Here is a 19,747-nt window from a genome sequence, read left to right as displayed (position 1 = left end):
TGGGCTGTAGGCCAAAACCGCCCAACACCCCGGCAAACCCGCACGGTTTCTGCTACCCTACTCGGCATGGAGTTTGCGCTTAACTTCTTGCTGATTGCGGGGGGGATTGTACTCCTCTACTTTGGGGGCGAAGCCCTGGTAAAAAATGCGGTGGTGCTGGCCCACAATTGGGGCATCAGCACCATGGTGGTAGGTCTAACCGTGGTGGCCTTTGGCACCAGCAGCCCCGAGCTGGCCGCCAGTCTGGCTGCCGCGCTCACGGGCAGCCCGGACATCGCCATCGGCAACGTGGTGGGCTCCAATACCCTGAATATCCTGCTCATCCTGGGGGTCACGGCTTTGGTAGCGCCCATCCGGGCCCAGGCCCAGTTCATCAAGCGCGAGGTACCCATCATGATCGGGGCGGCTTTGCTGCTGTTTTGGTTTTTGTACTTCGACCAGCAGGTAAGCCGCCTGGAAGGGCTCTTGTCGGTGGTCTTGCTGGGCCTGTACATCGGGTTCCTGTACCGCAGCAGCGCGGGGGAAAGCGCCGAAGTGCAGGGCGAGTTCGACCAGGAGTATGGTCGGCCCGTTCAGGCGAGCTGGCAAACCTACGCAGGGGTGGGGCTGGGGCTGGTGCTGTTGGGGGTGGGGGCTCGCCTGCTAACCATCGGCGCGGTGGAGCTGGCCCGGGCTTTCGGGGTTCCTGAACTTATCATTGGCCTGACCATCGTGGCCCTGGGCACCAGCCTCCCGGAGGTGGCCGCCTCCATTACCGCCGCCTTGCGTCGCGAGCCGGACATTGCGCTGGGCAACATCGTGGGCTCCAATGTCTTTAACATCCTGGGTATCCTGGGCATTACGGCCCTGGTGCAGCCCGTTGGCTTGCCCTGGGAGAGCATCCAGCGCGACCTGTGGGTGATGCTCGGGGCCAGCGTGCTCCTGTGGCCTTTCCTGGTCACCGGGTTCCGGCTGGGCCGCAGGGAGGGGGGCGTTTTTGTAGGGCTGTACGTGATTTATGTAGCCCTGCTCATCCGAACGGCCACCTAATGCGCCGCTGGCTGGTGAATGCGGGCCAACAGGGCCATGGCTCGCTCCAGGGCCAGGCGCATATCCTTGCCGGTTTTGGCAGCTTCCTCGGCCCCCATCAGAATTTCCAGGGCCTGGACAACGGCCTCAGCCGTCATCTTTTTTGCAAGGAGGAGGGTTTGCTTGGCCGCGTAGGGGTGCATACCCAGGGCGCTGGCGGCCATGCCCTCCCCTAGCATGGGGTCGTCCTGCAACAGCGCCCAGGCTCTGGCCACCCGCACATACTGCCAGGAGAGTGCCCCCAGGATGCGCAGGGGGTCTTCACCCCGCTCGAGCAGTTCTCGGGCATATTTGAAGGCCTGGGTGGGCTTGCCTTCGGTGATCGAGCGCACCAGGTCAAAGCCCGAAATGGGGGTATCCAGGGCCGCCAGGGCCTGGACTTTCTCGAGCGTAAGGGGGGGCGACACCAGGCAGAGTTTCTTCAGCTCCTGCTCGAGGGCCTCGAGCCCCATAGCGGGGTTTTCGGCGCTGCCCTTACCCCCTACCAAGCCTGCCAGATACGCTGCGATGGCCCCCGGCAGCTTGAGGTCGTAGTGGCGGGCGCGATTGATGACCCAGTTGGTCATCTCCTTAGGGCCAGGGGTGGGATGGTCGCGCTTTTGGGCTTTGTCGGCATACCATTTGCTGCGGGCCGCCGTAGGGCGGGGGTCGAGCAGCAACACCACCGCATCGGGCGGCGCAGCCTCCAGTACCTCCCTGAGGGGCTTCCACTCGGCCTCGCTCAGGTCGCGCAAATCCACCAGGGCCCCGCCCGGCCCAAAAAGCCCCCCGCTGGCCTCCTGGGCCACCAGGGCGGGTTCGGGGGGCATCATACGGGGGGCCAAACCCTGCAAGCGAGCCTCTTGCAGCAGGGCTTCGCGGGCCAGAAAGCTATCGCCGGTAAAAACTTGAATCATGCCCAGGGGCAGGATACCAAAAGGTGGCCCAGGGGTCAGGGGTCAGGAGCCTCTGACAAAAAGCCCTCGCCCTGTTGGAACCAACCCGAGGTTTTCTGGGCTCTTTAACACAACGAAACGAAAGCACCACCTTTGCTTTCTTACTGTTTCAAACCACAGGCTCTAGCACTGATGCTTCAGAAGAAGACTCCACCCGAGTTGGTAGTGTTTCATCTGCTGTTGTGGGTTTATGCCCGTGCTTGTCCGACTTTTCAACTTCCGGTTTGACCCCCTGGGTGCTGGCGTATTCCCACCAGAGCTGTAAAAGCTGGGGCTCGAGGTCGGCCACTACCCCCTGTAGCCGGGTTAGCTCGTTGCGGGCCAAGCCGCTGTTGATGACCACGCTCACGGGCTTCAAGGTGAACTTCGCCCAGGTATCGCCGTCGCGGGTCACAAAAATGTGCGGCTTTTCCTGGGCGCTGCCCGACTTGACATAGAAGCGAAAACCACCCCGGCGCATGAGCGTCAACATAGCTCAATTTTAGCGTGCCCCGGTCTGGCTTGCAGTGCTTCTGACCATCCTGGGCGTTACGCAATGCTTGCATAACCAGCCCACCCTCGCGCTGGCTGTTTTCGTATAGATTGAAGCCTGGTGGACAACCGCCTGCGGCTTCTGTTGATCGTGGCCCTCTTGGGCAGCTTCGCGCTATATAGCTGGCGCGGTCTGGGCGAGGTATTCCGGGAGCGCGGACGCTACACCGATGCCCTGGGGCTCATCCCCGCCGCCACCCCTCCCCTGCGCTTTGGGGTACCGTCGCTCCAGGAGTTGGCGGTGCGCTACCACCTCGAGCCCACCCAGGCCACCTGTGCGCTGTGCCACGTTGGCCAGGAAAGCGCCAAACAGCTCAATCCTTTTGGCCGGGACTATCAGGTCATCGTGCGCCGCATGCTGGACGAAAGCGTGAGCGCCGACAGCCCCGAAGCCCGCAGTATCTTTCAGCTCAACGCCCTACAGGTTCGCCAGGCTATCCAGGAAGTCACCCAGGATGGGCTCGACTCCGACGGCGATGGTTTTGATAATGACCTGGAGCTACTCTTCGGTTTTTGGCCTGGCGAGGCCCAGTCCAGGCCCAGTCTGAGCCCCCAAACCTTACTGGGCTACCGTGCTCAACTGCGTCAGCTTGCCCAGAATGGGCAACTAGAAGCCCTATTGCGCGGGCAATCCCCCGCCAAGACCCCAACCGGCTTCTGGGGCTTTAGCAAAAGCCAGCTACCCCTGGTGCGGCCAGAGCGGCTATGGCTCTACCAAACTGCCCTTGTGCCAGATTCAAAAAGATAGTTTTCATACCAAATCCACATGAACCCCTTGCCTTCTCCCCAGGGGGAGAAGGTGGCGACACCCCGACCGTGCTATTTACAAACAGCGCTAGGAACGCGCTTGAATGCACCCGGGGCATCGCCGGATGAGGGAGCTTGGGACTTAAAGCTAACTGTCCAAGTAAAGCTGGTATCAAAAAAAATCCCAGAGGCTATCTTTTTGAATCCTGAAACACACCCCTCCCTCACGGTCGGCGAAGAACCAACCGACCTGGTATTACCCAGTAGCCAGCTCCCCATTTCGTAGGGGCCAACGGAGCGATGCAGACCTAGTCTGCAGCCTGGGGCCGCGGGGTTCCCTTTTGCTCGCCCCGCAGAAAAAACAAGAGGCCCAGCCCAAAGGGAATGAAGGCCATCCAGAGGTTAGGGTACGGGTAGAAGAGGGCCAGGGCCAGGAGGCCCATCACCCAGCTTTCCCAGCGTTGTAAGGGGTGACGGGTGTAACCCACCGTTGCTGCTGCCAGGAAGACAATAGCCACAGCGGTAAAGAAGAAGCGCTCGAGGATAATCAGCCAGCCCTCGATTCCCGGCACGTTCTGCACAATCGGCAAAATCAGCAAGCCTGTTCCAGTAAAGGAGAGCAGGAAGAAAAAACCGATGATGTATTTGGCCAGCGCCACCCGCGCCGCATACACCCCGGTCAGGATGGGGTTGGTTTTAAACACCGAGGCCGCCGCATAGCCCGAAAGCGCCACCGGTGGGGTCACGTCGGCCAGCACCGCGTAGTAGAAGAGAAACATGTGGGTGGCCAGGGTTGCGGCCAGCACGGCTTGTTGGGGCTCGAGGCCATACCCCTGGAAGTTAGATGCGGCAATTTTAATGATGGCCGGAGCGGTCAGCGAAGCGGTGAGCACGTAGGTTGCTGTCGGGGGCACGCCCATCCCCAAAATCAGGCTGAAGACGGCGGTAACCAGGGTTGCCAGCAACAGGCTTTCCCCCGAGACCTGCCCCAGGAAGATGGAGAACTTGGAAGGCAGGCCGGTAATCACCATCATGCCGAAAATTAGGTTAGCCGCCACAATGGCCGAGCCGATGGGAATCAGTTGGCGGAAGCCTTCAGCCAGCCCCAGCGCAATCGGTTCGATAGCTCCCCGCAGCTTACCCGTAGCAATAGCCGGGTAAACGAAGGTGCCCAGCAAAAGCCCCAGCACCGCCAGCGTTACAGGCAGAACGGGTATTCTGCCTAAGTCCCAGCCTGCCAGCAGGGGCAAAAAAACACCCCCCAGGGCCAGCCCAATGCCCAGGGGTAAGCCCACCTTGTAGGCCGGGCTCCGCATAGCCTCGGCCAGGGGCGCCGGTCGCAAAGTGGGGTCAAGGTAGCAGACCAGGATAAAAGCCAGGGAGGCCAGGTACACTGCGGTCGAGACTTCCGTACCCAAAAAGAGCATCACCACGATCAGGACGATGGGCACAAAGATGGTGCTGTATCGAAGGGCATAACTGCGCCGCAGGGTTTCGTCTGCTCCCACAGGAGGCAGCTTGGCCTTGCGGGCGTAGAACTCGTTAAAGGTCAGGATGCCCAGCAAGTACAAGAGCATGGGCCCAATGGCCATGATGACCACCCACAGGTAGCTGATCTGCAAGATTTCCACCATCACAAAGGCGATGCTGCCCAGCACCGGCGGGGTGATCAGCGCAATGGTGCCTGCGGTCGCCACCAGACCCGCTGCGATCATCTTGTCGTAATTGGCTTTTTCGTAGAGCGGCTTGGTCAGGGTAGCCACAAACTGAGTGTCGGCAGCCCCCGAGCCACTGAACATGCCCATGAAGACCGAAGCAATGCCGGTCACCCGCCCGGGCGTTTGTGGGGTGCGGCCCACCATCGCCAGGGCCATGTTGGCCACCACCCGCCCCAACCCGAGCGCACCTATCAGCCCCGAGAGAATGGTGAAGTAGACCAGGTATTTGGCCGATACCCCGGTGATGAGACCATAGATACCGGCCTCGGTTTCGTTGTAGGTCTTGCCCAGGATCAGGTCAATACCGTTTTTGGCCCCACGGAACGTACCGGGCACGTACTGGCCGTACATGTTGTAGGCCAGGAAAATAAGCACCAACGAGGGCATAATGGGGCCCAGCAAACGAGAGACCAGCCCCAGCACCAGAATGATAATGCTGAAGGACATGGCCATATCCCAGCCCGCCGGGATGACTGCCCGGTTGACCAGCTCTTCGTAATAGCGCACCTGGTAGGCCCAGGGCGCGATGGCCAGCAGCGCAGCGGCAATATCGGTATAGCGGCGCATCTGCGGCAACAAAGCCGGTAGCACCGCCAGCGCCCAGGCCAGGGTTCCCATCAGCTTGCCAGCCAGTGGAATATCCACCCCCGGCACATTGGGCACCCAGAAGGTGTAGAGAAAAGGCAGGGTGAGGGCCGCAAAAACCCACGAACCTAGCGTTCGCCGAGTAGTGGGAAGGCGAGAGGTAATCAGATACCCTGCTACCAGGAGCAGCAGAACGTGGGTAGCCCGGCGCAGCTGTACCTGGTCGAGGATGCTGATATCCAGGCGGCTCAGCGGGGTAAAGGGATGTACCACCAGATACATGCTAAAAAGCGCTGCAACAAGCAAAATTACCCAGATGACCCGCCCCATCGGAGTGGTTCGGCCCGTACTGTCCTGAGGTATTTCCATGAAGCCTCCTAAAAGCCGGGTTGGTGAGCGTGATTATATATCGCTTTTGGGCCTGCCTTTCTACGCATACGGGCTCGAGGTTTTAGCCATTGGCCGGTCTTTTTGGCCAGTGCAAGCCTCGTGAGCCGCTGGAAGGCCCAGCGTGGGACTAAGCGCCACAAAGCCTAAAGCACGCACTGAAGGTGGCGGGCGCTTTGAGAAAAAAGCTCCCCCCAAAGGCTCGAGGGAGCTTCGCAATAACGCTTGCTTTACTTCAGGGCCCCGGTTTCGCGCAGGTAGCGCAAAGCGCCGGGGTGGAAGGGAATCGCGACTTTCTGGTTGACCAGATCCACGGTGTTTTTGATGGTGGTATCGCGGGCCGCGGCGGTAGCGGTGACCAGAGTTTGTAGATTACCGAAGACAGCTTTCATGATGGCAGCAGCCAGGTCGTCGGGCATGGAGGCTGGGCAGAGGAATAAGTTGCCTGTGTAGAGTGCAAACACATTGTCCTTAGTGCCATAGGCTGTTTTGGGCAGTACACCCGTGGTAATAATGCCGGGGAACTCCTTTTGTAGGAGTTGGGCGGTGGGGCCGGTGCGGGGCGAGTCTACCAGCTTGATCTGGTCACCTTTACGAGCCAGGCTCTGGGCAAGTTCAACCACACTGGCGGTCGGCACACCACCCACCCAGAAGTAGGCATCTATGGTGCCTTCCGAAAGGGCTTTGGCCGACTCGGCTGCGGGCAGGCGCTCCCGCTTGGCAAACTCACGCACGTCCACACCTGCACCCTTGAGCACCAGTAGAGCTAGGTTTTCAGTGGAGGAACCGGGCTGACCGGTCGAGACCCGTTTACCCCGCAGGTCACCCACAAATTTGATGCCCGACTTTTCGGTGGTCACAATGTGAATCAGGCTCGGATACATGTAGAACATGATGCGCTGCATGTCGGCCTTGCGCTGGGCAAAGCGCGGCTCCTCGCCGGTATAAGTGACCAACGCGGAGTCGGTGGTGGCCAGGGCGCAGTAGTAGGTATTGGAGCGAGGGTCGGTGCGGTCGCGCAAAAGAAGAATGTTATCGTAGGAGCCACCGGTCTGTTGGGCGGTGGCATCGGCCACACCCGCCTCGCTGAGCAGCTTGGCAATGGCTTGCCCATAAAAAAAGAACACCCCACCGGTGCTACCGGTAGGAATAACCACCCTGGGACGCTGCTGGGCCAGGGCAGTCCCCAGCACCAGAACTAAGAAAATTACCCACAGTTTCCACAGCTTCATTGACAAACCTCCTGAAAACCGGATCAAGACAGGCTTAATTGACCACCCCAAACACCGCTTTAGCCCGATGTGTTGTGGGTTGTGCTTCCGGCTGTGGACAGTCTACATATTACATGTAACATGTCAAGGGGCAGACGCCATAATGCCCGCAGATAGGGCGCAACCCAAAACAAAAAGTTGGAGCGAAGCCCGTTTATGTTCTGTAAAGCCAAAAGTCGAAAGCACCCAATCTGCGGCATGGGACTAAAGATCTGCGGCCATCGGCTCGAACTGAGCAACAGCCCAAAGACCCTGTTGGCCAACCCTGACGGTTTATGAAACCTCGAGCCAAACTGCAATCCGAACGCCTCGCCGACAAGGCCTATGCCATATTGCGCACCCAGATTCTGAAGGGGGCATTGCCGCCCGGGCATGCCTTGAGCGTCCCCGAGCTATCCCGCCAACTTGGAGTCTCGCGCAGCCCGGTGCGCGAAGCAGTGCTGCAGCTGGTGGCCGATGGCCTGGCCCAGGAGGAAGCCCGCAAGGGCGCAGTGGTAGCCCATTTTGGCCTCGAGGACGCGCTACAAATCCTGGAGGCCAGGGAGGTGCTGGAGGTGGCCTCGGTGCGGTTAGGGGCCACCAGGGCCACCGCCAAAGACCTGGCGCTGCTGCGCCAAGTACTTCAAGCCCAGGCCAAAACCATCCAGGAAGCCGACCTCGAGGGCTATCAGGCCACCGACCTTCAGTTTCACAAACTGCTGGGCACCCTGAGCCACAACCCCGTACTGGAGCGGATGGTGGGGTTGCTCAAAGAGCAGTCGCACCTGGCGCTGGAACCGGCGGCCCGCAGCCTGGCCCAGCTCGAGCGGGGATACCACGAACACCAGGCCGTACTGGCAGCCCTCGAGGCCCGCAAGGTCCCGCAAGCCGCCAGGGCATTGCAAAAACACTTCAAGCGCATTCGGGAAAGCCTGGAAAGCTGGCTGGCCTCCGACCAGACCCAACCCTCCACATCAAAATAAACTGACCCGCCGGTCAGTTTAGGGGTATGATGGGCGGGTGCTAGCGCTGGCCTTATTACGTGACCCCAAATATCGAACCTACTGGATTGCGCTATTTCTTTCGCAGCTAGGCACCTGGATGCAAGCCGCTACCCAGGGCTGGCTGGTGCTGGAACTGACCGGGAGTGCCGAGCGGCTGGGCCTGGTGGTGGCCTTGCAGTTTCTACCCTCGTTGCTGTTCTCTATTCCAGCCGGGGTTCTATCGGATCGTTACAGCCGACGCAACCTGCTCTTCATTACCCAGGGCGGCATGGCGGTGCTGGCATTTGGCATGTTTGCCCTTATCGTGACCGGACTGGTGCGCTACGAACAGGTGCTGGTGTTTGCCTTTCTTTACGGGCTGTTCAACGCCATGGATCTGCCCGTGCGGCAGGCCTTCACGGTGGAGCTGGCCGGTAAGGAGCGCTACCCTGGCGCCATCGCTTTGAACTCTTTTGGCTTCAACACCTCGAGGCTCGTGGGGCCTGCCCTGGCCGGGCTGCTTATTGCCGGTTTTGGCCTTTCCTGGAGCTACTTGGCTAATGCACTTTCCTTCATTCCGCTGATTGCGGTTTTATTCATCACACCCAGCAACAAACCCCAGCCCCAACACAGCGGGGTTGTGGAAGATGCTATCGAGGGCTTGCGCTTTGTCTGGGGGCATCCCCTGGTGCGGCAGGTGGTGGTGCTGGTGGGGCTGACCAGCTTGCTGGGCATGAACTTTCAAACCATTGTGCCTTCGTATGCGAGGCTCGAGCTCGGCCTCGGCGCGCAGGGATTCGGTTTCTTGATGTCAGCGGTGGGGCTCGGCTCCATCGTAGCCGCCCTGGTACAAGCCATCGCTTCCAGGGCCCGTCCCATGCGGGCCGTGTTGGGCAGCATTATTCTGGGCGCCTCGCTGATTACCCTGGCCCTCCCCCTCCCCACCCTTTGGGTAGCGGTGGTGCTGGGCATCGGCGGGCTGGGCATGATTACCACCATGCTCAACTCAAACACCACCGTACAACTGATAGCACCCGACCGGATCCGAGGCCGGGTGATGTCGGTGTACTCGATGGTCTTGCTGGGCTCCGGGCCGCTGGGGGCCTATCTTTCGGGCTTTCTGATCGATGCCCTGGGGGCCCGCTGGGGCGTAGCCGTGATGGGCTTGCTTACCCTCACGGCTGCACTGGTCATGATCCGTTTTCCTTGGCCCAAAGTGCTGGCGCCCACGCCGGCCCCCAAAGTGGAGCCGCCCTTGCCCACCCCCCAGGTTGCCTCGGACTGAGCGGGCCTGGGTATGCTGTGCTAAGTGGAGATATTACCGGCCCTCGAGGCCCGCTACAAAATGCAGCTGACCCCTCTGGCAGGAGGCAACGAGGCCCGCACTTTTGCAGGGGATGGGCTGGTGTTCAAAATCTACCCACCCCAAACCACCGAACCCGGCGGCATCTATGCTGCCCGTCTGGAAGCCCTCAACATGACCAAAGCGGGGCTGGGGGAGTGGGTTGTGGAAGCCTACATGCTCAACCAGCACGGCATTTTGGTTACCAAACGCTATCCTGGGGCCAACTTCACCCCCGAACGTTTTAATCAGGCTGCCCTGGAGGAGCTAGCCCGATTCTTCGTGCGACTGCACGCCATCCAGGAGCCCGGTGTGGTGAGCCGATCCCGTCTGCAAGACCGCCTCAACCAGTTTGGCGGCACCCTGCACGACCTTCCCGAAGCCCAGCAGTTGGTGGGTTGGTTGCGGAAGCATGTAGAGGAAGTCGCCGGAACCCCCCAGGCTTTCTGCCACCGCGACCCCCACGCAGGTAATATCCTCTTGAAGCACCCCGAGGCTCAGGACGTGCCCGAAGCCCTGGTAGTGGACTGGGTACGCGCCCAGCCCGACGACCCCGCCCGCGACCTGGCCATCCTGACCACCGGAACGCTGGTTCTGCTGGGCGAGGAAAAAGCCCTGTCTGCCTTGCAACACATCGTGCGCGGCTACCCGGAGCCCAAGGTGCTCTGGCGCCGCTTGCGCTTCTGGGTACCCCTTACCTACCTGCACGACATGCACTGGTTCCGCACCAAAGAACCCACTGGTTTCGAGGCTGCTGTGGCCGACAAGATGCCCAAGGCTCTGCGTTTCTACCAGAATTTCAGTCCTGATACCAGATTCGGTTAGTTCGGCGCCGTATGGCGGCGAACTAACAGGGCCGAAGTTATCCGCGTAGCGGAGGGCGATACCGCCCCTTGGAAGTTATACGCGTAGCGGAGGGCGTAAGCCCCTTGGAAGGGAGACGCTTTCTTCGCCGACCGTTCGGGAGGGGGGTGCTCTAGGATTCAAAAAGATAGCCTCTGGGGGTCTTTAGTTTGGATGATTATCTTTTTGAATCCGGTATGAGTTGGCCTGAAGTATCCCAACGGGTATCCAAAAAGCCTAAGGCCATAGGCAAAATGCCGAGGATAACCTTGGTCATTTGCTCTCTCTTGCAACCGGGTGTTACGATTCAGCCACCATGAAACTGACGGTAGTAGACCACCCCCTGGTTCAGCACAAACTGGCCATCATTCGGGATAAAAACACCGGCAACAAAGAGTTCCGCGAGCTGATGGAAGAAGTCACCATGCTCATGGCCTACGAAGCCATGCGCGACCTCGAGCTCGACCCCGTCACCATCGAGACCCCCCTCACCACCATGACCGCTCACATGCTCTCAGGCAAAAAACTGGCGGTAGTGGCCATTTTGCGGGCCGGACTGATTATGGTGGATGGCATTCTCAAGCTGGTGCCTGCCGCCAAGGTGGGCCATATTGGGCTCTACCGCGACCCACAGACCCTCAACCCGGTGGAGTATTACTGCAAACTCCCTGCCGATATCGCCGAGCGCAGGGTCTTCCTCACCGACCCCATGCTCGCCACTGCTGGTAGCGCAGTACACGCGCTCTCAATTCTCAAAGCCAAGGGCGCCCACCATATAAAACTGATGAGCATCATTGCCGCTCCAGAGGGCATCAAGCGGGTACAAGAAGCACACCCTGATGTAGAAATTGTGGTAGCGGCTGTGGATAGCCACCTCAACGACCACGGCTATATCGTGCCGGGTCTGGGCGATGCTGGCGACAGGATTTATGGTACCAAATGATACCGGATTCAAAAAGATAGTCATTCAAACCAAAAAATCCAGAGGCTATCTTTTTGAATCCCAGAGCACTCCTTTCAGTCGGGTTAGTTCGTCACTGAACAGTGACGAACTAACCGAATCTGGTATGCCATCCTGGCCCTTCGTATGGCCAAGGTGCTGGGTTGGCCCTGTTTATTGCTTCTGGCTCAGGCAAAGCCCGAAAAAAGCGCACATCCAGTCCCATTCCTCACCTGCACGCGATAAGCTAAGGCGATTGGAATGACCGAGTTTCTAAAATCTATCGGCATCGCCAACCCCACCGGTTCGGGCTGGTTGATTGTGGTTTTCACTTTTGTGGTGGCCTGGACAGTCACCTGGCGCTTTATGCCCAGGGTACGACAGTTTGCCCTCAAAGTGGGCTGGGCCGACCAACCCAACGCCCGTCGGCTCAACAAGGAGCCCTTACCCAACGCCGGAGGGCTGGCCATTTTCGCCGGAGTGGTGGCTGCCTTGGTAGTGGCCACGGCCCTGCGCCCCATCTTGATCCAGGAGGTACAAGTACAGGTACTGGCTATTTTGTTGGGAGGTGCCATTCTGGTTTTGGTGGGTTTTGTGGATGATCAGTTTGGCTTACCACCGCTATTTCGACTGTTGGTGCAGTTGCTGGCAGCCTTGCTTCTGATTGCGGTGGATATTCGCTTTCATGCTGCCTTCGGCACTGCCCTGGATCCCTTTTGGGGCATGGTACTGACCATTGCCTGGGTTGTGGGCATTACCAATGCGGTTAACCTAATGGATGGAGTTGATGGCCTGGCCGGGGGTATCGCCTTCATCACGGCCATGAGCCTGCTGGCGGTTTCGGCGCAGAACCCCCAGTGGGTTGCGGCTACCCTGGTACTGGCAGCGCTTTCGGGGGCCGCACTGGGCTTTTTACGGCATAACTTCTTCCCTTCCAAGATCATCATGGGGGATGCCGGAGCCTATTTTTTCGGCTACGTGCTCGCAGCCACTGCTTTATTGGGTAGCCTCAAAGTCACCACGGTTTTTTCGCTGGTTCCTACCGCTTTGTTTTTGCTGCTGCCCATTCTGGACACCACACAGGTGTTTATTCGCCGCCTTCTCAAGCGGCAAAACCCCATGTCTACCCCCGGTAAAGACCACATCCACCACCGGCTATTGGCCCGGGGCTTCTCCCAGCGCCGTACCACTGTAACCCTGTGGATCATTACACTGGCCCTGAATCTGGTTGCTATGTGGTTTCAGGGGGTTAATTTTGCCGTAACTGCGGTAACCGCCATCGGCACCGCATTGTTGCTGGGTTTTACTGTCTGGCGCAAGCTACGGGCGGTGTGGAAAGAGACCACGCAGCAGCCCCAGGGAAACGCCTAGCTCGAGGCCGAGGTATAACTCCGCAGGGCAAAGCGCCAGAAAACCCTGGAAAACAGCAGCAAAAAGAGGGCAATCAGAAGGGCCAGGCCCAGGTTTGCTGGGGTCAGGCGGCCCAACGCAGCTTCAGCAGGCACGGTGGTCAGGAAGGCCACCGGCACCACAAAAGTGAAGATGAAGCGGTAAGCTACCGGAAAAGCCTGTACAGGGAAGCGCCCGGCCTCGAGCAAAGCCCGCAAAACCTCGGTGGCGTTGGCCACTTTGACAAACCAGATGCTGCTGGCGCTAATGATGAACCATAGGCTGTAAAGCATTACGAAAGCCACGGCCAAAAGGCCAGAGCCTACCCCATAATCGGCCAGGCCCAGCCCCAGACGGTAGCCTGCATAAAACCAGAGCGAAAGCCCGATTATCCCATCGCTCAGGCTCCAGGGTGCAAGGGTACGAAAGGATAGCCAGAACTGGCTGTCCAGCGGCTTGAGGAGTACAAAATCGAGGGTGCCTTTTTGCACCTGCTCCACCACCCGGTTAAGGTTAGGCGAGAGCAGGGTGAAGGCAAAACTATCCATCATCAGGAAGGCAGCCAGCACCAGCAAGGCTTCCTCGAACTTCCACCCCCCTGGCTGATAGCCTCCCTGGTAGAGCAAGGAGATCCCGAACAGGCTGCCGGCAGCGGCGCCCAGGGCCGAGAGCGCGGCCAACAAAAAATTGCCCCGGTACTCGAGCTCTGCTGCCAGGGCCGTCCCCCAGAAGCGGCCCAGCACCCGCAGGTAACGCATGGGTTCAGTGTATCAAAGGGACTCTACAGGTAACTTGGGTTTTTTGGATGGGCTTTAGCGAGAATAAAAGTCGCAGGTCGCAAGTCCCGATGCTTTCAGTCTTCGGCTTTGGGCTTTTGGCCCTAGCATTGACCAAGGATTCGCTTCCCCACCCTATCCCCTAAACGCCCCCCCACGCCACACCACCGGCCCTATGATTTTGACCGGATCGTCGCGGTGGCGCACCACCGGCGGCACACTCCGGCGGGCCGGATAAAACACAATGTGCTCGCCTTCTTCCTGGTAGCGCTTGATGAGCAGCACTTCATTGAGACCGTCCCAGGCCACCACCACATCCCCAGCCCGGGGCATCCGCCCGGTATCCACCGCCACCCGGTCGCCTGGTGCTATGCTCTGGCCCATGGCTCGCACGCTCTCCGAGACCATGCAGTCGCCGTTGACGGCATAGACCCGCACGTTTTCGGGCCGCACCCCCAGGGCTTTGAGGTCTTCCAGCGGAATCGAAACCAGGCCCTCGCTGGTTGGGGTGTTCTGGTGGCCCGCCGAAGCGGTGGCCTGAACAGAAAAGGTAGCAAAGTGCAGCTCCGCTTCCAGGCGTTCCAAACTCTTTAGGGCTCCAGCTTCAGCAAAATCTAACTCCAGCCCCGTAGCCAGGGCAAACTGGGGCCAGTTCCAGCCCAGCACCCGCAGCAAAGCCCGCAATTTAGCTGCGCCCAGGTCGAGGGTGGGGTGAATCAGGCCGCGCTCGAGGCGGCTAACCTCGGTCTGGTTGAGCAATCCCGAGGCCTGCGCCACCTGGGCTTGCGACAGACCCAGGCGCTGACGCTGCTGGCGGATGGCGGTGGCCCAATGAGGGGAGTGCATGGAGAATTCCTCATAAACCATACTAAGTCATTTTGATTAAGATTCAATCTTTCTAGGCATATTGACTAGTTGTCGTTTTTTGAATAACCTAATACCAGGCTATTTTTTGTTATAAACATAACATAGACGTTCCTCTCCTTCAAAGCATAGGTGAATCATGGAACCAGCCCCGTCCACCGCCGACCTGCTCTCAAGACTCGAGCCCTGGCAGTTCTTCGGGGTGATGGGCGCCTTTGCCGCTACCGGCGCATTGCTCAAGGTCTTGGTTGAGAGCGTGCGAAGCAAGTTCTGGAAGCAGGCCCTGCGCATACTCAGCAGCGCTTTCTGGGGCACCCTGGCGGCCATCCTGGTTTCGGACTGGCTCACCCTTTCTCCCAAGAGCCTCCTGGTGTTGGCAACGCTTTTGGGCTGGGTCGGCTTTGAGGCTACCCTCGGCAACCTGTTCAGGTTAGTGGGCAAAAAGACCGATTTGAAGCTCGAGGCCCCCCAGCCCCCCCGAAAGAAGCCCCGCCGCAAAAGCTCGGCAAAGTAGCCACAGCCCCCTTCAGCCAGGAGCCAGGCTCACTTTGAGCGTAAACATAGCCCGTTAGCATGAATACTATGCAACTTGGCTATTCCTTTTGCCCCAACGACACCTTTATTTTTTACGCCCTGGTCCACGGCAAGGTGGCCACCCCCTTCCCCATTACCGAGCACCTGGAAGACGTGGAGACCCTCAACCGCTGGGCCTTGCAGGGCCAGCTTCCCCTAACCAAAATCAGCTATGCGGCCTACGGACGCCTGCGCAAGCAGTACGTGGCGCTGCGGGCCGGAGGCGCGCTAGGGCGGGGGGTGGGGCCGCTCTTGGTAGCCAGGTATCCGCTGGGCGAGCTACAGGACAAAAAAATTGCAATTCCGGGCCAGAACACCACTGCGTTTCTGCTGCTGTCCTTGCATAGCCAGGGCTTCGTGCCGGTGGAGATGCGCTACGACAAAATTATGCCATCAGTGGCGAGGGGCGAGGTGGACGCCGGGCTCATCATCCACGAGTCGCGCTTCACCTATCACCTGCACGGCCTGCAAAAAGTGCTGGACCTGGGCGAGTGGTGGGAAGGGCTGACCGGCCTGCCCCTGCCCCTGGGGGCCATTCTGGCCCGGCGCGACCTGGGTACCGAGACCCTTCGGGCCATAGATCGGGCGGTGCGGCAGAGCCTGGAGTACGCCTACGCTCACCCAGAAGAGACCGTGGCCTACATCAAGCAGCACGCCCAGGAGCTACAAGACGAAGTGATCTGGGCCCATATCCACACCTACGTTAACGAGTTCTCGCTAGACGTGGGGCTCGAGGGTGAGGCCGCCGTGGCCGAACTCTTCCGGCAGGGCGAAGCCGCCGGGCTGCTGCCAACCTCGAGCCTTCCTCTTTTTGTCTGAACTTGGTACAGACTGCAACAGCCCGTGGCTGAATTCAGCCGGAGACCGCTTCCAGACCCAGCCCTCCCAGTGCCAATAGGTAGGCTTCTTACAATCTGTATGCTCAGCTAGGAATCCCTTTCTGCCATAACCGCTAAATTAATTTCATGATCCCGGACTTCATTGCCGCTTTGCCCACCGAAGCCAGGGCCGAAGCTGAACGGGTATTTCGTAGCTTTTCGGCCCGGCGGGGCAGCTACGTGTGCTACCCCGAAGACGAGGCCAAAACCCTATATTTCGTCCAGGATGGCTGGGTTCGCCTGTTTCAGCTTGGGCCCCAGGAAGAAGAAATTACCCTAACGGTGGTGGGGGCTGGCGACATATTTGGCGAGGGGGCCCTGCTGCCCAGCGAGCGCTATGGGGTCTTTGCCGAGCCGCTCGTGGACTCTGAGTTGCTCTCGGCCTCGAGGGAAGACCTGCTGCGCCTTACAAGCCGTTTCCCCGAAGCCCAGGCAGCCTTTGTGCTGCTGCTTTCGCGCAGACTGCGCAAGGCCGAGGAGCGCCTGCGGGACTTGCGCTTCAAGGAGGTGTTGCCCCGGCTGGCCAAAGCTCTGCTCTCGGCCATGCGCAAGGGCGAGGAGGGCCTGGAAGTAACCCTTTCGCACCAGGACCTGGCCCACCTGGCTGGTTCGACCCGCGAAACCATTACCAAGGTGCTGGGCGAGCTGGCCATGGACGACGCTATCGAGCTGGGCTACCGCCGTATTCTGATTCTTAAGCCCGATGCGCTCAAGCGGGCCTCTGCATGAAAAACATTGCCCCGAACAAGTCTAGTCGGCAGCCCAAGCAAGTATTTACTTATTTAGATCCAGCCTTGCCGCCCTTCATTACGAGAAACCACCACACATCACGCTGTAGATCACTAGCAAGCGTTAGAATCCCGTAGCCATGCCCGATGCCCTGTGCCAGTTTTTACCTTATAGCCTCGAGCACCTGCCCGCCGTGCTGCGTACACCCAGAGAGGTTTCACGGGAGGCCTTGAGCGCCGGGCTGGTGGCTTACCTGAAGCGCCTGGGTGCACCTCCGGCCAGCCTCGAGGCTGCCCATCGCCTGGCCCACCCCAGGAGCCGGGCCATGGTCAGCGGTCAGCAAGCCGGGCTACTGACCGGGCCCGCCTACACCTTCTACAAGGCCCAGGCTGCGCTCAAGCTGGCCCAGGAATACAGCTCCGAGGAGCAACCGGTCGTAGCGGTCTTTTGGGTAGCCTCACAAGACCACGACACCGACGAAATTCGCAGTGTGGAACTGCTAGACTTCGAGGAGCGGGTTCACCGCCTGGAGCTACCACTCCCCCCCGCACACCCCGCCGGGCGCATTGCTTTCGAACCCTACTTTGCCCAGGTTTGCAGCCTGCTGCGGCCTTTTGACGGCTATCCCGATGTGCGCGAGCGCATCTGCCGGGCCATGCGGGGCAACTGGAGCTATAGCGAGGCCTTCGCGCGGCTGATGCTGGAATTTCTGGGGCCGTATGGCCTGGTGCTCTTCGACCCCATGGCAAAGGAGCTGGCCCCTTTGTTTGTACCGGCCCTGGAACGGGAAATTACCGACCCCCTAGCGTCTTCCCAGGCCATCAACCGCACCGCCCAGGCCATGAAGAAAGCGGGCCTCGAGCCCGTGCTGGGCCGGGGCGAAGCCGCCACCAATTTGTTTCTGGAAGGCCCGGACGGCATCCGCCGCCTGCTGCGTTTTCGCGACGGACACTTTGAGGATGGCGAGCGCAGCTACTCACCCGCCGATCTGCGGGCTTTGCTGGCCCAAGACCCCACCCGCCTGACCCCGGCAGCAGGCCTGCGGCCGGTGCTCCAGGACGCCGTGCTCCCCACCGCTGGCTTTGTGGTGGGGCCAGGGGAGCTCAAATATGTAGCCGAGCTGGGTGGGGTTTATGCGCTGCACGGGCTGGAACCCCCCGCTGTTATCCGCCGGATGGGGGTGGCTGTTCTCGAGCCCCCCATCGAGCGTATCCTGCAGAAGTATGGCCTCGAGGCCTGGGCTTTCCAGGCCGACCCCGAAGGCACCTTCAAGGCCGCCCTGGCCCAACAAGACGCGCGGGTACAGGCCATCCAGGCCCATTTGCGGCGCATTGCCGCCGAGTTCGAGCAGGTACAAACCCTCCTCACCGACCCCACCCTCAGCCGCCCTCGCCACCGCGCCCAGGTGCGCGTTCAGCACGAGCTCGAGCGACTAGAGCGCAAAATACTGGACAACGCCCTGCACCAGGAGAACACCCTGGGGGCTCAGTTTGCCCGGCTGCAGCGCCACCTGGCCCCCGCAGGCCCCCAGGAGCGGGCTTATCCTTTCCTGATGTACCTGCTCAAACATGGGGAGCGGGTACTGGATAAGCTCCTGGAACTACCCGCAACGGGCAACCATACGCTCAGTCTGAGTTAGCGTCGAAAGCTCAAAGCCCTTTGATCTACTTGATCTACGACGCGCGACCTGGGACATGTGGCAGGGTATTGGCCTCCCAGCAGCGGCGTTATGGTGATTTACCCAGACTCCTGAGCCCTGGGCGCCTGACCACCCGTTACCTCAACGCCAGATGAACACCGCGGCTCTCAGTCCAAACGTATACTGAGAGATATGCGGCGCATCTGGATGCTGCTATTTTTGCTCTTGGGCGCTGCTCACGCTCAGCAGGACTTGCTGCTGCGGGTCTTGCTCACCGAAGCTCCGGCGGGCAGCATTCAACTGGGGCCGCACCAGCGCAACAGCGCTTTCGGTAGCCAGGATTTTGGCGCTGGTACGTTGCGTGTCGCGGCTGGGGCAGGCGAGGTACTCATAGACGGCCAAAGTGCCGGACCATGGGTAGAGTTCGTAACTACCGATGGTTTCGCCCTGGGAGAACGCAGCTACCGCGGCAACCTGCTGGCGGTGTGGCAGGCCGGGCGGGTACTCTTCATTAACCGGGTCTGGCTCGAGGACTACCTGATGGGGGTTGTTCCCAGCGAGGTTCCGGCCTCTTTTCCGGACGCAGTGCTGCAGGCACAGGCCATTCTGGCCCGCACTTTTGCACTCTATCGACTAAATCCTCAGGGCCTCTACGATCTCTGCGCTACCGAACGCTGCCAGGTGTACCTGGGACGCTCGGTGGAAACCCCCCGCCACACCAGTGCGATCTACGCCACCCGCAGCCTGATTGTCAGCTTCAACCAAAAACCCATCACCGCCGTCTACCATTCTGACTCGGGCGGCTACACCGCTGCCTCGGCGGAAGTGTGGGGCAGCAGTGTGCCCTACCTGGTCTCGCGCCCCGACCCTTTTGCACAGAGTCCAAGTAGCACCTGGAGCCGCACCCTCTCACCCGCAGCCATCGCCCGCAGTCTGGCCAGCCAGGGTATCCAGGTAGGCGCTGTGCAAACCATCGCCCCCCTACTCGTCAGCGAAAGTGGCCGCCCTTTACGCCTTCGTGTTGTGGGCAGCAGCCGCAGCGTGGAGCTCGATGGCCCCCAGTCCACCCGCCTGTTGCGGGGCCTGGGGTTGCCCTCCACCCGGGTGCGCATCGATGGCTGGCAAGTATTCGGCCAGGGCAACGGTCATGGGGTAGGCATGAGCCAGTGGGGTGCGCGTGGGCTGGCCCTCCAGGGCTGGGATTTTCGGCAGATTCTCGGCTATTACTATCCCGGCACCTTCCTCAGCAGCTTCGAGGTAGTAGCTGGTTTGCAGGACAAACTCTTCCGGGCCGGATATGCCACATCCTTGGCTCACACCGGTTTGGGCATACATACCCCTGCAACACCAGCGCCAGCTCTGGTAACCCCGCTCTTCTATACAACTTTTGGGCCAGGTTGGCTTTAGGTATTTTTGTCTACATAGCTTTCTCTATTCCGAAATCGGCTATCCACAAAAACCAAGCGATTTTTGTCGCACCGTCATCAAGCCACAGACCATGGATTATCAGCTATGAATCTCTTGCCTTGAGCCTTCGGCTTTGAACTTACCACAATCCGGGTCAATCTAC

At 60.0% G+C, this 19,747-nt stretch carries 18 protein-coding genes; 12 read left to right on the top strand and 6 right to left on the bottom strand.

Going from position 1 to position 19,747, the window contains the following annotated elements:
- Positions 1 to 66: 66 nt before the first annotated feature.
- The gene (locus Q0X23_RS09010; protein ID WP_297859980.1) at positions 67 to 1,029 is read left to right on the top strand and encodes a calcium/sodium antiporter; all 963 of its coding nucleotides are present in this window, start codon (positions 67 to 69) and stop codon (positions 1,027 to 1,029) included.
- Here the strand turns inward: Q0X23_RS09010 and holA are convergent.
- Complete coding sequence (gene holA / locus Q0X23_RS09005; RefSeq protein WP_297859979.1) at positions 1,026 to 1,964, bottom strand: DNA polymerase III subunit delta; 939 nt, start codon at positions 1,962 to 1,964, stop codon at positions 1,026 to 1,028. The genes Q0X23_RS09010 and holA overlap by 4 nt on opposite strands.
- Before the next feature lie 148 nt (positions 1,965 to 2,112).
- Positions 2,113 to 2,475: a DUF4160 domain-containing protein gene (locus Q0X23_RS09000; protein ID WP_297859978.1), complete on the bottom strand. Its 363-nt coding sequence runs from the start codon at positions 2,473 to 2,475 to the stop codon at positions 2,113 to 2,115.
- Between the two features lie 120 nt (positions 2,476 to 2,595).
- Here Q0X23_RS09000 and Q0X23_RS08995 point away from each other — a divergent pair, with 120 nt between their 5' ends.
- Complete coding sequence (locus Q0X23_RS08995) at positions 2,596 to 3,282, top strand: hypothetical protein (RefSeq protein ID WP_297859977.1); 687 nt, start codon at positions 2,596 to 2,598, stop codon at positions 3,280 to 3,282.
- 307 nt (positions 3,283 to 3,589) lie between these two features.
- Here Q0X23_RS08995 and Q0X23_RS08990 read toward each other — a convergent pair whose 3' ends face one another.
- Together Q0X23_RS08990 and Q0X23_RS08985 are read right to left on the bottom strand one after the other, a co-directional pair.
- Positions 3,590 to 5,953 (bottom strand): TRAP transporter fused permease subunit, encoded by a 2,364-nt coding sequence (locus Q0X23_RS08990; RefSeq protein WP_297859976.1) that lies wholly within the window; start codon positions 5,951 to 5,953, stop codon positions 3,590 to 3,592.
- Between the two features lie 248 nt (positions 5,954 to 6,201).
- Positions 6,202 to 7,203 (bottom strand): TAXI family TRAP transporter solute-binding subunit, encoded by a 1,002-nt coding sequence (locus tag Q0X23_RS08985; RefSeq protein WP_297859975.1) that lies wholly within the window; start codon positions 7,201 to 7,203, stop codon positions 6,202 to 6,204.
- Positions 7,204 to 7,517: 314 nt separating this feature from the next.
- Between Q0X23_RS08985 and Q0X23_RS08980 the strand changes: the two genes are divergently transcribed.
- From Q0X23_RS08980 to Q0X23_RS08960, 5 genes are all read left to right on the top strand, one after another.
- Positions 7,518 to 8,204, top strand: a complete 687-nt coding sequence (locus Q0X23_RS08980; RefSeq protein ID WP_297859974.1) for a GntR family transcriptional regulator — start codon at positions 7,518 to 7,520, stop codon at positions 8,202 to 8,204.
- Positions 8,205 to 8,241: 37 nt separating this feature from the next.
- Positions 8,242 to 9,489: an MFS transporter gene (locus Q0X23_RS08975; protein ID WP_297859973.1), complete on the top strand. Its 1,248-nt coding sequence runs from the start codon at positions 8,242 to 8,244 to the stop codon at positions 9,487 to 9,489.
- Between the two features lie 60 nt (positions 9,490 to 9,549).
- Entirely contained in the window at positions 9,550 to 10,371 is an 822-nt protein-coding gene (locus tag Q0X23_RS08970) for a phosphotransferase family protein (RefSeq protein WP_374707476.1), read from the top strand.
- 334 nt (positions 10,372 to 10,705) lie between these two features.
- On the top strand, positions 10,706 to 11,332 hold the full coding sequence (gene upp / locus Q0X23_RS08965) for a uracil phosphoribosyltransferase (RefSeq protein WP_119340819.1): 627 nt from the start codon (positions 10,706 to 10,708) through the stop codon (positions 11,330 to 11,332).
- A 258-nt stretch (positions 11,333 to 11,590) separates the two neighbouring features.
- The gene (locus tag Q0X23_RS08960; RefSeq protein WP_297859971.1) at positions 11,591 to 12,700 is read left to right on the top strand and encodes an MraY family glycosyltransferase; all 1,110 of its coding nucleotides are present in this window, start codon (positions 11,591 to 11,593) and stop codon (positions 12,698 to 12,700) included.
- Here Q0X23_RS08960 and Q0X23_RS08955 read toward each other — a convergent pair.
- On the bottom strand, positions 12,697 to 13,476 hold the full coding sequence (locus Q0X23_RS08955; protein WP_297859970.1) for an ABC transporter permease: 780 nt from the start codon (positions 13,474 to 13,476) through the stop codon (positions 12,697 to 12,699). The genes Q0X23_RS08960 and Q0X23_RS08955 overlap by 4 nt on opposite strands.
- A 153-nt stretch (positions 13,477 to 13,629) precedes the next feature.
- Positions 13,630 to 14,340 carry a S24 family peptidase gene (locus Q0X23_RS08950; RefSeq protein ID WP_297859969.1) on the bottom strand — a complete coding sequence of 237 codons (711 nt, stop codon included), beginning with the start codon at positions 14,338 to 14,340 and terminating at the stop codon, positions 13,630 to 13,632.
- 157 nt (positions 14,341 to 14,497) lie between these two features.
- Here Q0X23_RS08950 and Q0X23_RS08945 point away from each other — a divergent pair, with 157 nt between their 5' ends.
- The 5 genes from Q0X23_RS08945 (at position 14,498) to Q0X23_RS08925 (ending at position 19,584) form a co-directional block, all read left to right on the top strand.
- Complete coding sequence (locus tag Q0X23_RS08945; protein WP_297859968.1) at positions 14,498 to 14,872, top strand: hypothetical protein; 375 nt, start codon at positions 14,498 to 14,500, stop codon at positions 14,870 to 14,872.
- Positions 14,873 to 14,931: 59 nt separating this feature from the next.
- Positions 14,932 to 15,750: a menaquinone biosynthesis family protein gene (locus tag Q0X23_RS08940; protein ID WP_297859967.1), complete on the top strand. Its 819-nt coding sequence runs from the start codon at positions 14,932 to 14,934 to the stop codon at positions 15,748 to 15,750.
- A 146-nt stretch (positions 15,751 to 15,896) separates the two neighbouring features.
- Positions 15,897 to 16,538, top strand: a complete 642-nt coding sequence (locus Q0X23_RS08935; RefSeq protein ID WP_297859966.1) for a Crp/Fnr family transcriptional regulator — start codon at positions 15,897 to 15,899, stop codon at positions 16,536 to 16,538.
- Positions 16,539 to 16,677: 139 nt separating this feature from the next.
- Positions 16,678 to 18,177: a bacillithiol biosynthesis cysteine-adding enzyme BshC gene (bshC, locus tag Q0X23_RS08930; RefSeq protein ID WP_297859965.1), complete on the top strand. Its 1,500-nt coding sequence runs from the start codon at positions 16,678 to 16,680 to the stop codon at positions 18,175 to 18,177.
- 192 nt (positions 18,178 to 18,369) lie between these two features.
- The gene (locus Q0X23_RS08925) at positions 18,370 to 19,584 is read left to right on the top strand and encodes a SpoIID/LytB domain-containing protein (protein ID WP_297859964.1); all 1,215 of its coding nucleotides are present in this window, start codon (positions 18,370 to 18,372) and stop codon (positions 19,582 to 19,584) included.
- The last annotated feature ends 163 nt before the right edge of the window (positions 19,585 to 19,747 follow it).

This window comes from Meiothermus sp., from assembly GCF_026004115.1.
GTDB lineage: Bacteria > Deinococcota > Deinococci > Deinococcales > Thermaceae > Meiothermus.
Note: the sequence above shows the minus strand (reverse complement) of the source record. Positions and strands in the feature narration are given on the sequence as shown.

Bases quoted from the DNA above. Each gene is read 5' to 3' on its own strand.
- Q0X23_RS08925 (WP_297859964.1), top strand. From the start codon at position 18,370: ATGCGGCGCATCTGGATGCTGCTATTTTTGCTCTTGGGCGCTGCTCAC.
- holA (WP_297859979.1), bottom strand. From the start codon at position 1,964: ATGATTCAAGTTTTTACCGGCGATAGCTTTCTGGCCCGCGAAGCCCTG.
- Q0X23_RS08940 (WP_297859967.1), top strand. From the start codon at position 14,932: ATGAATACTATGCAACTTGGCTATTCCTTTTGCCCCAACGACACCTTT.
- upp (WP_119340819.1), top strand. From the start codon at position 10,706: ATGAAACTGACGGTAGTAGACCACCCCCTGGTTCAGCACAAACTGGCC.
- Q0X23_RS08935 (WP_297859966.1), top strand. From the start codon at position 15,897: ATGATCCCGGACTTCATTGCCGCTTTGCCCACCGAAGCCAGGGCCGAA.
- Q0X23_RS09010 (WP_297859980.1), top strand. From the start codon at position 67: ATGGAGTTTGCGCTTAACTTCTTGCTGATTGCGGGGGGGATTGTACTC.
- Q0X23_RS08980 (WP_297859974.1), top strand. From the start codon at position 7,518: ATGAAACCTCGAGCCAAACTGCAATCCGAACGCCTCGCCGACAAGGCC.
- Q0X23_RS08945 (WP_297859968.1), top strand. From the start codon at position 14,498: ATGGAACCAGCCCCGTCCACCGCCGACCTGCTCTCAAGACTCGAGCCC.
- Q0X23_RS08950 (WP_297859969.1), bottom strand. From the start codon at position 14,340: ATGCACTCCCCTCATTGGGCCACCGCCATCCGCCAGCAGCGTCAGCGC.
- Q0X23_RS08970 (WP_374707476.1), top strand. From the start codon at position 9,550: ATGCAGCTGACCCCTCTGGCAGGAGGCAACGAGGCCCGCACTTTTGCA.
- Q0X23_RS08960 (WP_297859971.1), top strand. From the start codon at position 11,591: ATGACCGAGTTTCTAAAATCTATCGGCATCGCCAACCCCACCGGTTCG.
- Q0X23_RS08985 (WP_297859975.1), bottom strand. From the start codon at position 7,203: ATGAAGCTGTGGAAACTGTGGGTAATTTTCTTAGTTCTGGTGCTGGGG.
- Q0X23_RS08955 (WP_297859970.1), bottom strand. From the start codon at position 13,476: ATGCGTTACCTGCGGGTGCTGGGCCGCTTCTGGGGGACGGCCCTGGCA.
- Q0X23_RS09000 (WP_297859978.1), bottom strand. From the start codon at position 2,475: ATGTTGACGCTCATGCGCCGGGGTGGTTTTCGCTTCTATGTCAAGTCG.
- Q0X23_RS08990 (WP_297859976.1), bottom strand. From the start codon at position 5,953: ATGGAAATACCTCAGGACAGTACGGGCCGAACCACTCCGATGGGGCGG.
- bshC (WP_297859965.1), top strand. From the start codon at position 16,678: ATGCCCGATGCCCTGTGCCAGTTTTTACCTTATAGCCTCGAGCACCTG.